Origin of the sequence: Lentzea sp. NBRC 105346, from assembly GCF_030269605.1 — a bacterium.
In the GTDB taxonomy this organism is placed as follows: domain Bacteria; phylum Actinomycetota; class Actinomycetes; order Mycobacteriales; family Pseudonocardiaceae; genus Lentzea.
Genome location: NZ_BSTQ01000001.1, coordinates 1,105,325 through 1,118,403, shown reverse-complemented (window position 1 = coordinate 1,118,403; position 13,079 = coordinate 1,105,325). Strand labels below are relative to the sequence as shown.

9 protein-coding genes are annotated in these 13,079 nt (G+C 69.2%); all 9 read left to right on the top strand.

Annotated features, from left to right (window positions below; translation table 11 throughout):
- Positions 1-39: 39 nt before the first annotated feature.
- A complete protein-coding gene (locus QSK35_RS03995) occupies positions 40-2,148 on the top strand; it encodes an ATP-binding protein (RefSeq protein WP_285742311.1) in 2,109 nt (702 codons plus the stop codon).
- A complete protein-coding gene (locus tag QSK35_RS03990) occupies positions 2,145-4,508 on the top strand; it encodes an ATP-binding protein (RefSeq protein ID WP_285742308.1) in 2,364 nt (787 codons plus the stop codon). The genes QSK35_RS03995 and QSK35_RS03990 overlap by 4 nt, the downstream gene beginning before the upstream one ends.
- Before the next feature lie 156 nt (positions 4,509-4,664).
- Positions 4,665-5,738 (top strand): AMP-binding protein, encoded by a 1,074-nt coding sequence (locus QSK35_RS03985; RefSeq protein WP_285742306.1) that lies wholly within the window; start codon positions 4,665-4,667, stop codon positions 5,736-5,738.
- A 93-nt stretch (positions 5,739-5,831) separates the two neighbouring features.
- Positions 5,832-6,458 (top strand): serine/threonine protein phosphatase, encoded by a 627-nt coding sequence (locus QSK35_RS03980; protein ID WP_285742304.1) that lies wholly within the window; start codon positions 5,832-5,834, stop codon positions 6,456-6,458.
- The gene (locus QSK35_RS03975; protein ID WP_285742302.1) at positions 6,455-6,727 is read left to right on the top strand and encodes a YggT family protein; all 273 of its coding nucleotides are present in this window, start codon (positions 6,455-6,457) and stop codon (positions 6,725-6,727) included. The genes QSK35_RS03980 and QSK35_RS03975 overlap by 4 nt, the downstream gene beginning before the upstream one ends.
- Before the next feature lie 159 nt (positions 6,728-6,886).
- Positions 6,887-8,422, top strand: a complete 1,536-nt coding sequence (locus QSK35_RS03970) for a galactose-binding domain-containing protein (RefSeq protein ID WP_285742300.1) — start codon at positions 6,887-6,889, stop codon at positions 8,420-8,422.
- Positions 8,422-9,543 (top strand): MFS transporter, encoded by a 1,122-nt coding sequence (locus QSK35_RS03965; RefSeq protein WP_285742299.1) that lies wholly within the window; start codon positions 8,422-8,424, stop codon positions 9,541-9,543. The genes QSK35_RS03970 and QSK35_RS03965 overlap by 1 nt, the downstream gene beginning before the upstream one ends.
- The gene (locus QSK35_RS03960) at positions 9,528-10,526 is read left to right on the top strand and encodes a TolB-like translocation protein (RefSeq protein WP_285742297.1); all 999 of its coding nucleotides are present in this window, start codon (positions 9,528-9,530) and stop codon (positions 10,524-10,526) included. The genes QSK35_RS03965 and QSK35_RS03960 overlap by 16 nt, the downstream gene beginning before the upstream one ends.
- 80 nt (positions 10,527-10,606) lie before the next feature.
- Complete coding sequence (locus QSK35_RS03955; protein WP_285742295.1) at positions 10,607-12,934, top strand: RICIN domain-containing protein; 2,328 nt, start codon at positions 10,607-10,609, stop codon at positions 12,932-12,934.
- The last annotated feature ends 145 nt before the right edge of the window (positions 12,935-13,079 follow it).

Sequence of the window (13,079 nt, the reverse complement as noted above, 5' to 3'; positions counted from 1 at the left end):
TGGTGGGGGTCGGCATTGTTTGCGAACTCCGGACGTGCGGTGACGAATACGTTCGTCGGTCGTGAGCACGAGATCTCCCTGTTGCGGTCCACAATGCGGAACAGCAGGCTGACGTCGCTGGTGGGACCGGGTGGAGTCGGGAAGACGAGGATTGCTCGGGAGTTGGTGGCGCGATCCACTCAGGACATTCGCATCGTCGAGCTGCACCCGATCCGGAGTGGAAAAGTCCTGCCCGACTTCGTGGCCGCCACACTGGGTCTTCCGGAAAAGGCCGGGGAAACCGCGCTTTCCGCGATCGTGGCCGAGATCGAGCGCCGGCGGTTCGTCCTGGTGCTCGACAACTGTGAACATCTCGCCGAGGAGTGCAGCGTCCTCGTGGGTGAACTGCTGCGGCGGTGCCGCAAGCTGCACGTGGTCGTCACCAGCCGCGAGCCGCTGTCCGTGCCCGGCGAGGTCGTCGTCCGGCTCGGACCGCTGCCCACCGACGTGGCCGTGCGGCTGTTCACCGAACGCGCCGGCCTGACCGAGCTGACCGAGCACGAACGCGCCGTCATCTCCCGGATCTGCGAGAACGTCGAGGGCCTGCCGCTCGCGGTCGAGCTGGCGGCGCGCCGGGCGCGCGCGACGTGCGTGCGCGAGGTCGCGGTCGGACTGTCCGATCTGCTGCACCACGACCTGGCGGCCACCATCGAGTGGAGCTACCAGCTGCTGTCCGATGCGGAACGCACGGTGCTGCGGCGGGTGTCGTTGCTGGTCAACGGGTTCAGCCTCAACGCCGCCACGGCCATCAGCTCGGTGTCGCCGGACGAGACGCTGCCCATTCTGCTTCGGCTCGCGGCGAAATCGCTGATCGAGCGCACCGGGTCTGCCGACGACTCGATCCGGTTCCGGATGCCCGAGCCGATCCGGGTGTTCGCCCGCGAGAAGCTGCGCGCGGCCGGTGAGGAACTGGGCGTGTGGCACCGCACGCTCGACTGGCTCGTCGGCCTGACACCGCCGTTGCTCAACGAGGTGCACACACCGGGCGGCCTCAACCGAACACTCGACGCCGAACGCGACAACCTGTTCGCGGCGACGCAGTGGATGTCCGCGACCGGTGAGCGGCCGGACGACCGGGTGCTGCTCAGCGCCGCGCTGGCACGCAGCCTGCAGCTCTTCGGCCGCGTCACCGCGTCGCTGCACATGCTGGAGCAGGTCCTCGCCGAGGTGCCGGACTCGCCGTACCTCGCGGTGGCGCTGATCCCGCTCTCCTGGGGGCTGTGCAACACCGGCCGCCGGACCGCGGCGGTCGAGGTGGCCGCGCGGGCCGTGCGGCTCGCCGGGGAACACGGCCACCTCGTCGTGCAGCTGCGCGCGTTGAACCAGGTCGGGTGCGCGTTGATCGGCGAGGGTCGGTTCGTCACCGGTGAGGCGGTGTACCGCCGGGCCATCCGGCTCGCGAAGCCGTTGTCGCCCATGGCGGTGGCGATGCTGCGGCACAACTGCGCGTGGCTGCTGTCCTCGGCGGGCGACCACGAGCGGGCGGCGGAGCTGCTGGAGCTGGCGCTTCCGGTGTACCGCGAGCACCTGCCCGACCGGGATCTCGCGCACCCGCTGCACACCGCCGCGGCGGTCGACCTGGGCCTCGGCCGGTTCGCCGAGGCACGGGAATGGCTGCTGGAGACGCTGCGGGTGGCGGGGGACAACCGGATGGCGTTCCCGAACGTCGTGGAGGGCCTCGGTTACATCGCCGAGCACGAGGGCGACCCGAGGCGGGCGCTCGTCCTGTTCGCCGCGGCCGACGCCTTCCGCACGCGGATGCAGCGCGTGCACGCGACCGGCTGGGGCAAGCGGATCCAGGACAGCGCGGCCAGGGCGCAGGCACAGGTGTCCAGAAAGGACTGTCTGGCCGCGCAGCGCCGCGGCCGCCGGATGAGCGAGGACGCGCTGCGCGCCTACCTCGTCGCGGACACCGGGGACCGCACGCTGACCACGCGCGAGCTGGAGGTCGTGCGCTGCCTCGCCGACGGTGACGGCAACCAGGAGATCGCCCGCAACCTCGGCATGGCCGCGCGCACGGTGAGCAGCCACCTCGAGCGCGTCAAGGAGAAGCTCGGCATCTACGACCGGACGAGCCTGCAGCAGTGGTACCTGGTGGAACACGGATGACGAAATGCGGCTTCTGCGGTGGCGACACCGCGAGCAGCCGGGCGTCCTACTGTTCCCAGGCGTGCCGCCAGCGCGCCTACCGGAAACGGGCTCGCGACACCGCGGTCCCGCCGGAGCCGGTCCGTCCGGTGTGGGAGCCGCTCGACGCGTTCGTCGGGCGGCAGGAGGAGTCCGGGGAGCTGCGCGCGCTGGTCCGGGCGCACCGGCTGGTCACCGTGACCGGGCCCGCGGGAGTCGGCAAGACGCGGCTCGCGGGCGAGGTGCTGTTCCGCGGCGACCGGTCCGCACGGCTGGTCGAGCTGGCATCGGTGCACGACGCCCGGCGGCTCGCCGAGGTGTTCGCGAGCGCGTTGTCGTTGAAGGAAACCACACAGTCCACTGTGGATACCCTGGTGGAACGGGTGCGGGCGGCCGGCGCGCTGGTACTGGTGGTGGACAACTGCGAGCACCTGCTGGCCGGGTGCGCCGCGCTTGTCGACCGCTTGCTGGCGCACTGCCCGCGGTTGCGCGTGGTCGCGACGAGCCGGGAACCGCTGGGGCTGGACGGGGAACAGGCCGTGCGGCTCGACCCGCTCGAGGTGCCCACGTCCGACATCCCCGACGTGCCGCGTGATCAGCTGCAGGCGCTGGACGCCGTGCGGCTCTTCGTGGTGCGGGCCCGTGAGGTGGCGCCGGGTTTCACGCCCGGCGAGGACGAACTGCGCGTCGTCGCGCGGATCTGCCACCGGCTGGACGGCATCCCGCTGGCCATCGAGCTGGCCGCCCGGCAGGCGCACGCGTTGTCCGTGCACGAGATCCACGAGCTGCTCGGCGACCGGCTGCGGCTGCTCACCCAGGACATGCGCGGCGTGCCGTTGCGGCACCTCAACCTGCGCACGACGATCGAGTGGAGCTACCGGCTGCTGTCACCGGCCGAGCAGCAGGCGTTGCGGCGCCTCGCGGTCTGCCCCGGCAGGTTCGACATCGACCTCGCGACCAGCGTGTGCCGCGGCGGCGAGGTCGGCCCGGAGGCCGTGCCCGCGCTGGTGCGCGCGCTCGCCGCGAAGTCACTGATCCAGCGGCTGCCGGATCCGCGGTGGTACCGCCTGCTGCACCCGGTCCGCTGGTACGCGTGGGAACGGCTGACCGCCGCGTTCGAGGTGGAGTGGACCAAGAGCCGAGTCGTCGACTGGGCCGTGGGCATCACCACGCCGCTCGCGGAACAGGTGCTGCCCGGCACCGAGCTGACCGAGCTGCTCGACGCGCACCGCGACACGCTGGAGGTCGCGGTCACGCACCTGGAACGGCACGGCGGGCGGGCCGCGGACCGCGTGGTGCTGACCGTCGCGCTCGCCCGCGCGTGGCGGCTGCGCGGCCGGCGCGAGGCGGCGTTGCGGCTGCTGGAGAACATGCTTGACGAGGTCTCGCCGGAGTTGCACCACCCGGCCGCCCTCGTGCTGCACGCCGCGTTGCTCAACCAGCGCGGGGATCATCTCGCCGCGCTCCGGGTGGCGATGGCGGCGGTCGCCCGCGCGGACTCCTCGCCGGGAATCCGCGCACGGGCGCTGCGGACCGTCGCCGGCGTGCTCTACGAGCTCGATCACGCCGTCCTGTTCGACTACTACTACGAACGCGCCATCGCCGAGACCAGCGCGTTCGGCCGGCCACTCGACGCCGCGATCTGCCAGAACTTCCTGGCGTGGTCCCTGCTGCCCGACGGCTTCATCAGGGCGCGCGAGCTGGTGGACTCCGGCATGCCGGTCTTCCGCAGGGACGGCACCCCGGACGAGGTGGCGCTGGCGTTGCACACCTCCGCCGCGGTCAGCTTCGTCGCCGGTGACGTCGAGGCCGCGCACCGCGACCTGAGCGCCGCGCTGCCGGAGAGCCTGCGGCTGGCGAGCCGCCACCAGCGCTACCTGTGGCCGTTCCTGTTGGAGGGCTTCGCCGTGCTGGCATGGCACGAGGGCGAGGCGGGCCGCGCGGCGACCCTGTTCGCCGCCGCACAACCGCTGCGCGAGGACAGCCAGCCGCGGCTCACCCGCGTGTGGCACGAGCTGATGCGCCATGTCCGCGCGTCGGCCGAGGCGGCGTTGTCACCGCGCGCGCTGTTGTCGGCCCGGCGGCGGGCGGACGCGATGTCCGACGCCGAGCTGCTGATGTGCCTGCGCGGTGAGTCGGCGCAGGAGCCGGCCGGGGTGCTGACCGAACAGGAGTACCGGGTCGTGGAGTTGCTGGCGGAGGGCAACACCAGTGCGCAGATCGCGCGCAGGCTGCCCGCGTCCGTCCGGACCGTGGCACACCATTTGGGACGGATCCGCGCCAAGCTCGCCCTCGACTCACGTGGGCAGATCGTGCGCTGGTACCTGCGCCAGCAGGCCTGACGCCAGTTGGGACGCACCATCTGGGACGGCTTGTTGTGTCAGAGCAGGCCATTTGCTCTCCGGGATGTGTCACGCCGCACGTTCTCCCGATGGTCGACACCCCGCGCGCGACGGTTTGCTGATCACAACTCTCCGGTCCGACGTTGTGGGGGCGTGATGCGCTTCTTGATGCTGGAGCACCTGGAAATCCCGGCGGCGGGACCACCACCCGAGCCGCCCTTCGAGCCGTTGTCCCTCGACCAGGAATGCCTGTGGCACACCAACCAGCGAGATCCGCTCGACTCGGCGTGCACGATCTCGCTGACCCTGCGGCTCGACGGCGCCCTCGACTGGCAGGCGGTCGAGGACGCGCTCGGCGAGGTGGCCGAGCGCCACGAGAGCCTGCGCACGGTGTACCCGGACACCGTGGACGGCCCCGCGCGGGTCGTGCTCGACCACTTCCCCGAACTCACCGTCGTGGAGGTGTCCGAGTACGAGCTGCACGACGAGGTGAAGCGCGTCGCGCTCACCGGGTTCGACCTCGTCCGCGAGATCCCGCTGCGGGCGACGCTGTTCTCGGTCAACCCGGCCGAGCACGCGCTGGTGCTGGCCGTGCACGAGATCGCGGTCGACGGCTGGTCCCTCCAGTCGTTCGCCGCGGAGCTCGCCTCGGCCTACGCACAGCGGCAGCCGTCTCCGGAGTGGACCGTGCTGCCGTACCCGCACGCCGGCCGGTTCGTCGCGGAACAGTTCGAGGCGCAGGTGCGGCGCAACCCGTCCGGGATCGCGGTCATCGCCGGTCTCGCCGAGCTGTCCTATGTGGACCTGAACGATCGAGCGAACCGGTTCGCCCGGTCGTTGATCCGGCGCGGCATCGGACCCGACGACGTGGTCGCGCTCGTGCTGCCCCGGTCGATCGACATGATCATCGCGCAGCTGGCCGTGCTGAAGGCGGGGGCGGCGTTCCTGCCGATCGACCCGTACCAGGAGGAGTCGCGCATCGAGTTCCTGCTGACGGACTCGCGGGCGCGGCTGATCGTGACCGCGATCGAGGAGGGGGAGTTCGCACCGAACGTCACCGACGCCGAGCGCGTGTCGCGGCTGTGGCCGGACTCGCCCGCGTACCTGAGCTATGACACCTCGGAGCACCCGCAGCGGGTGATCGTGTCGCACGCGGCGCTCGGGGCGCGGGGCGGGACGCCGGAGTCGCTCATTCCGCTGATGTACGGGTGGTCGGTGGCTCTGCGCTGAGTCTCATTTCGTTCTCGCCTTAAGGGATGTTCTCAGGGATTTGACAGCGAATTCTTCGCTATGCGTGGCCTCATGGAGGTGTAGGAGGTCACCATGCTGATGCAACGGACCGTGGACACGGCGTCGTCCCTCGGACTGCGCCAGTGCAACGCCGACGCCGTGGCGTCGGGGGATCCCGTGTTCGCGCTCGCCGACGGCATCGGCGACAACCCGGCCGCGGCCCACGCCGCCCGCCTCGCCGCGGACGCCGCCGTACTGGCGGGCGACCCGGTCGCCGGCGTGCTGGCCGCGTCCGCCGCGCTGGGCTCCGCGGCCGGTGACGCGGTGCTGGTCGTGGCCGCCGCGCGACACGACGGCTACGACGTCGCCTGGGTCGGCGACGCGCGCGCCTACCATTGGGACGGTGACACCCTCTCGCTGCTCACGCGCGACCAGACGGTCGCCGAGTACTTCCGCAGCCGAGGGGCGGTCCCCGCACCACGCATGGAGCACGTCGTGACGAACACGGTCCGCCACTGCACGCCCGACAACATCGGGCGCGCCTCAGTGGGTTCCGGCACGCTCGTGCTCACGTCGGACGGGGTCCACGGCGTGCTGTCACACGCCGAGATCGCCGCCATCGCGGGCGGGGGAGACGCGGCCGCACGACTCGTGCGCGCGGCGCTGCACGCGGGCGGTACCGACAACGCCACGGCGCTCGTGGTCGGGAGGAACCAGTGATCGGTTTTCTGCTCGGGGCCCTGATCTCGCTGTTCATCTTCGTGCTGATCGCCAGGATGATCGTCGACTGGATCTCGGTGGCGGGCGCGAGCGGCGCCTGGTTGTACACCGCGCGACGCGTCACGCACGGCGCCACCGAACCCGTTCTTGCGCCCGTTCGACGGGTCCTGCCGCCCGTCCGGTTCGGTGCCGTTGGCATCGATCTGGCATTCACGGTCGTGCTGATCGGAGCCATCATCCTGCGCTCGATCGTGCTCGCGATCTTCTGACGACCTGACAGGTCTTGACCGGATCATGACAGTGGTTGACTGACCACTGTGGACTGAAACACGTCTTGACGTGCGCGTTTGCCTGCCGTTAACCTCCGGCTCAATAGGAAAGCTTCTTTACGAATACTTCGACGCCGCCCCTGTCTGTCGAGGAGAGAAGTGAACCGAACAGCCATCCTGCTGGCGTTGCTGACGCTGCTCGCCCCACCCGTTCCGGCGAGCGCTGCGGACACGCTGCTGTCCCATGACAAACCGACCACCACCTCGTCCGTCGAGGACGCGAGCCTCAACGGCGGCAACGCCGTCGACGGCTCCGCGACCACCCGATGGGCCAGCGCCGAGGGCTCCGATCCCCAGTGGATCGCGGTCGACCTCGGTGCCCCGGCCACGATCACCACGGTCAAGCTGACCTGGGAGGCCGCCTACGCCAAGGAGTACCGCGTCGAGACGAGCGCCGACGGCACGTCCTGGACGTCGGCCAAGACCGTCACCAGTGGCGACGGTGGCACCGACGAGGTCAGCATCGGCGCCACCGGCCGTTACGTGCGCGTCTACGGCACGAAGCGCGCCACGACGTACGGCTACTCGTTGTGGGAGCTGGAGGTCTACGGCTCCCGCTCCGGCGGTGACGTCACGCCGCCGACCGCACCGGGCGGGCTGAAGGCCACCGGCTCGACCAGCGACTCCGTCTCGCTCGCGTGGAACGCCGCGCAGGACGACGTGGCCGTGACGTCCTACGACGTGCTGCGCAACGGAAACGTGGTCGGCACGTCGGCCTCGTCGGCGTTCACCGACACCGGTCTCGCGTCGGGCACGACGTTCACCTACACCGTGCGGGCGCGCGACGCGGCGGGCAACGTCTCGCCGGCCAGTGCGCCGGTGCAGGCCGGGACGACCGCGGGCGAGGGGATCGTCCTCGTCGTCGCGGGCGACATCGCGAAGGCCCAGCTGCCCGCCGAGCACAGCCAGACCGCGAAGCTCGTGGAGGGCATCAAGCCCGCGTACGTGCTGACCGTCGGCGACAACCAGTACGACAACGGCACGCTCGCCGAGTACCAGGCGTACTACGCCAAGACGTGGGGCAAGTTCAAGAACATCACCAAGCCCACGCCCGGCAACCACGAGTGGTACAACCAGCTCAACGGGTACAAGTCCTACTTCGGCGCCGCCATCGCCACACCACAGGGAAAGCCTTACTACAGCTGGGAAGTCGGTGACTGGCACTTCCTCGCGCTGGACTCCACCCCGGTGTACGAGGGCAAGCCGGGCGACGAGATCAACTGGCTGCGGCAGGACCTCCAGGACAACAAGAAGCCGTGTGTCGCGGGGTACTGGCATCACCCGCGGTTCAACTCCGGCGAGTACGGCGATCTCAAGAAGATGGCGCCGTTCTGGGACGAGCTGGTCAAGGCGCGCGCGGACGTGGTGTTCAGCGGCCACGACCACCACTACGAGCGGCTCAAGCCGTTGAACTCCAGCGGCAAGGTCGACGAGGCGAACGGGCTGCGCTCGGCGATCGTCGGCATCGGCGGTGACAACCTGTACAAGGACATCAAGCCGCGGGTCGGCGTGGAGAGGTCGTTCGCCAAGCACGGGGTCATGAAGCTGACCCTGTCCGGCCGCTCCTACTCGTGGGAGATCATCGGCCTGGACGGCAAGGTGCTCGACAAGGCCGGCCCCTACACCTGCCGCTGATGTACATCGCGTCGGCAAGGCAGGCCCCGGTCACCGGATCCGCGGGACGGATCGCGGCGAACGTGCTGGCCCTGGGCTCGGTCAGCCTCGTCACGGACATCTCGTCGGAGATGGTGACCGCGGTCCTGCCGCTCTACCTGGTGCTCGGGCTCGGGTTCTCCCCACTGCAGTTCGGCCTGCTCGACGGCCTGTACACCGGGGTCGGCGCACTGGTCCGCGTGGTCGGCGGCGGCCTCGCGGACCGGTGGCAGCGCCGGAAACTGGTGGCGGGCTTCGGGTACGGGCTGTCCTGTGCCGCCAAGCTCGGGCTGCTTGCATCGGGCGGGTCCGCGTTCGGGATGGGTGCTGTGCTCGTCCTGGACCGGACCGGCAAGGGCATCCGGACCGCGCCCCGGGACGCGCTGATCTCGTTGAGCAGCACGCCTTCGGCGCTCGGCCGGTCGTTCGGCGTTCACCGGGCGATGGACACCGTCGGTGCGTTCCTCGGACCGCTCGTCGCGTTCTGTCTGTTGTGGACGCTGCCGGGCCGGTACGACACGGTGTTCGTCGTCAGCTTCCTGTTCGCCTTGTTCGGCGTGGTGCTGCTGATCCTGTTCGTGCGGGACCGGCGCGGCCCGGTGGTCTCGGCTCCGGTGTCGTTCGGACTGCTGCGCTCCCGGCCGTTCCGGCGGCTCTGCCTGCTCGCGGTCGGGCTCGGGCTGCTGACGCTCGGCGACGGGTTCGTCTTCCTGTTGCTGCAGAAGCGGTTGGGACTCGACGCGGCTTATGTGGCGTTGCTGCCGCTCGGCACGGCCGGGGTGTACCTGCTGCTGGCCGTGCCGCTCGGCGGGCTCGCGGACCGGGTCGGGCGGTGGCGGATGTTCGTGGCCGGGCACGTCGCCCTGTTGTGCATGTACGTGTTGCTGTTCAGTGCTTCGGGGGTCGTGCTGCTCGTGTGCGTTCTGGTGGCACACGGCGTGTTCTACGCCGCGACCGACGGGGTGCTGATGGCGGCGGCGGGCCCGCTCGTGCCTGCCGCTTCACGGACCAGTGGGCTCGCGGTGTTGCAGACCGCGCAGGCGCTCGCACGGATGTGCTCGTCGTTGCTCGTGGGGGCGGTGTGGACATGGCTCGCGTCCTGATCGCTTTTGGGTGTGCGGTGGTGCTCGCTGCCGCCGGGGTGTTCTACGCGATGCGGGCTGCGCCCGCGCCCTCGGTGGCGGTGGAGCCCGGTCCGGTGGACCTGTCCGAGCCTGGGCGGCTGGTGTTCCGTGACGAGGTGAGCGGTCGCGTGGCTTCGGTGTCCCTCTTGGATCCGGGTGGGGCTCGTCGGCTCAGTTCCCTGTCATGCCAACGGTTCTATGTGGCTGCGGGGACGGGGCTATGCCTCGCGACGGCGTCGGGGCCGTTGCCGAGCGCGGTGGCGGTGTCGGTCGACTCGTCGTTGACCGAGCGGTCACGCGTGGAGGTCGCGGGGGTGCCGAACCGGGTGAAGCTGTCCGCGGACGGCCGGATGGCGTCGTGGACGACGTTCGTCACCGGCGACTCCTACACCGCGCCCGGCAGCTTCTCGACTCGCACGGCGATTCGAGACCTGCGAGACGACCAGTTGTCCAGCAACATCGAGGACCTGCGGGTGGAAGGAGTGTCTCAGTCGCCTGACACGAACATCTGGGGCGTTACGTTCTCTGCCGATGACAAGACGTTCTTCGCCACGGTCGGGGCAGGCGGCCGGACGTACCTGGTCCGGGCTTCCTACGACACGTGGGAGGCGACGGTGCTGCGGGAGAACGCCGAGTGCCCCTCGTTGTCCCCGGACGGCCGGCGCGTGGCGTTCAAGAAACGCGTGGCCTCGGACGGCGCGCGGCCCTGGCGGGCCTACGTGCTCGATCTCGCGACCATGACCGAGACGGCGCTCGCCGAGACCCGCGGCGTCGATGACCAGATGGTGTGGCTGGACGACTCCACCATCGCCTACGGCCTGCCCGGCGAGGGCATCTGGGCGGTGCGCGCCGACGGGTCGGGCGCGCCCCGCCTCCTCGTCCCGCACGCTTCGTCCCCCTCCGTTACGGGAGTTACGGTTTCCCCGTCGGACTACGACGATCGGCCTGAACCGGCGGGGTGACGCCCGAACGGGCAATGCTGCTGTCCCGACTGGACAGAGTTCGGTCTCGGGTTCGCCCGATCGCCCTAGCGTCGCGGAGTATGCGGAAACTCCTGGCGGTGCTCGCGTTGCTGGCGGGCTCGGTGGTCGTCACCCCGGCCGCCGCGGCCACGACGATCATGGTCGACGGCGCACAGGGCGGTCGCACATACGACGGCGTCGGCGCGGTGAGCGGCGGCGGTGGCAACAGCAAACTGCTGCTCGACTATCCCGAGCCGCAACGCAGCCGGATCCTCGACTACCTGTTCAAACCGGGCTACGGCGCGTCGATCCAGCTGTTCAAGGTCGAGGTCGGCGGGGACATGAACTCCACCGACGGCGCCGAGCCGAGCCACATGCACAGCCGCGACGACGAGAACTACCAGCGCGGCTACGAGTGGTGGCTGATGGAGCAGGCGAAGGCGCGCAACCCGTCGATCAAGCTCGCCGGCCTGGCGTGGGGCGCGCCCGGTTGGATCGGTGGCGGCGAGTTCTGGTCCGACGACATGATCGACTACCTGGTCAAGTGGCTGAAGGGTGCGCGTGATTCGCACGGTTTGACCATCGACTACATCGGTGGTTGGAACGAGAACGGCTGGGACCGCGGGTGGTTCGTCCGGTTGAAGCGGGCCTTGCGGGACAACGGCCTGCCCACGCTTGTGGTCGGCGCGGACTCCACCGGGTGGGGTGTCGCCGATGACATGGTCAGCGATGCGTCGTTCCACGACGCGGTCGACGTTCTGGGCACGCACTATCCGTGCGACGGGGCCAACGGTGATGACGCTACCGCCTACTCTTGTCACTCCACGGCTACCGCGCGAAACATCGGGAAACCGTTGTGGGCCAGTGAGAACGGGTCCTTGGACTTCCATCGCGGGGCGGATCGGATGGCTCGGCAGCTCACGCTCGGGTACGTCGACGCGCGCATGACCGCGTACATCAACTGGCCGTTGATCGCCGCGTTGCCGCCTGGGTTGCCGTTCCAGACCACGGGGCTTGCAGTGGCCGCTCAGCCCTGGTCTGGTGCGTACGAGATCGGTAAGCAGGCCTGGACGATGGCCCACCTCACGCAGTTCACGCAGATCGGCTGGAAGTTCATCGACTCCGGGTCTGGGCTGCTCTCCGGGAACCGGGTCAACGGTAGTTACATCAGCCTGCAGGCTGCGGACCACTCCGCCTATTCGACGGTGATCGAGACTACGCGTGCGTCTTCGGCGCAGTCGGTGACGTTGGACGTGCGTGGGTTGCCTGGTGGGGCGGCGCGGGTTTATGCCACCAACCTGCGGTCCAACTCGCCCGGTGACTGGTTCGTGCGGCAGGCCGACTATCGGCCGGGGACCGCGTTGTCGTTGCAGCCTGGGTACATCTACACGATCAGTTCCGTTGGTGGACAGGGTAAAGGGACTGCGGTGTCACCTGGTTCGCGGCCCTTCCCGTTGCCGCATCGGGATGACTTCGAGTCCTATGACGTGGCTCGGCCTGCGCGTTACCTGGCTGATCAGCACGGGTCGTTCGAGGTCGTTCCCTGTACTGGCCGGACTGGGAAGTGTGTGCGGCAGATGGCTCCGATCAAGGTGATTCCCTGGCAGCAGAACTCCGCTACGCCGTATGCGTTGATCGGGGATAACAGTTTGTCGGACTACACGATCTCCTCTGACGTGCTGTTCGAGCAGGCTGGGTCCGTCTCCTTGCTCGGTCGGCACGGTGATCGTGACTACTGGGAGGTTGGGCGTATCAACGCCTACTACTTCCGGGTTTCGGATACCGGGGCTTGGGCTCTCCTGCGTGGGCGTACCAACGGGGCTTTGGACACGTTGGCCAGCGGTACGCGTGCTCGCCTTGGGGTCGGGACTTGGCACAACCTCTCCGTGTCGTTCGCTGGGAGCACTATTACGGCTCGGGTTGACGGGGCTGTGGTTGGTAGTGCGGTTGATGGCACTTACCGGTCTGGGCCTGGTGGGTTGCAGGTTGGGGGTTGGCGGAACGTTCAGTTCGACAACCTTGCCTTGAGTGGTGGTGGGTCTTCGTCGAAGGTCAAGATCGTTAATCGGGGGACTGGGAAGGTGCTCGCCACCTCTGGTTCTCAGATCGTCCAGTGGACTGACAACGGGTCTGCTGATCAGCAGTGGGTGCGTAGTGGGGCTGCCTTGCTGAATGTGGCCAGTGGTAAGGCTTTGGATGTGCCTGGGTTCTCTACTACTCCCGGGACGCAGTTGATTCAGTGGGAGCCCAACGGTGGGGCCAATCAGCAGTGGACTGTCTCAGGCACGCTGACCTCTGTCTACAGTGGACTGGTTGCGGATGTTGTTGGCTCGGGGGATGGTGCGGCCGTGGTGCAGGCTCGGGCCAACGGTGGGGACAGTCAGCAGTGGGAGCTTGTGGCGGTCTGATCCGGGGTGTTTCGGCCTTCGGCCGCCACGTTGGCATTTTCGCGCGGCCACGGCGCTAGGGCGCCGCGTCCGCGCGAAAATGCCAACGTACCGAGAAGGTGGTTGGCTGCCGTCGTGGTCCCGATCCGTTGGCTGGGTTGCGTTG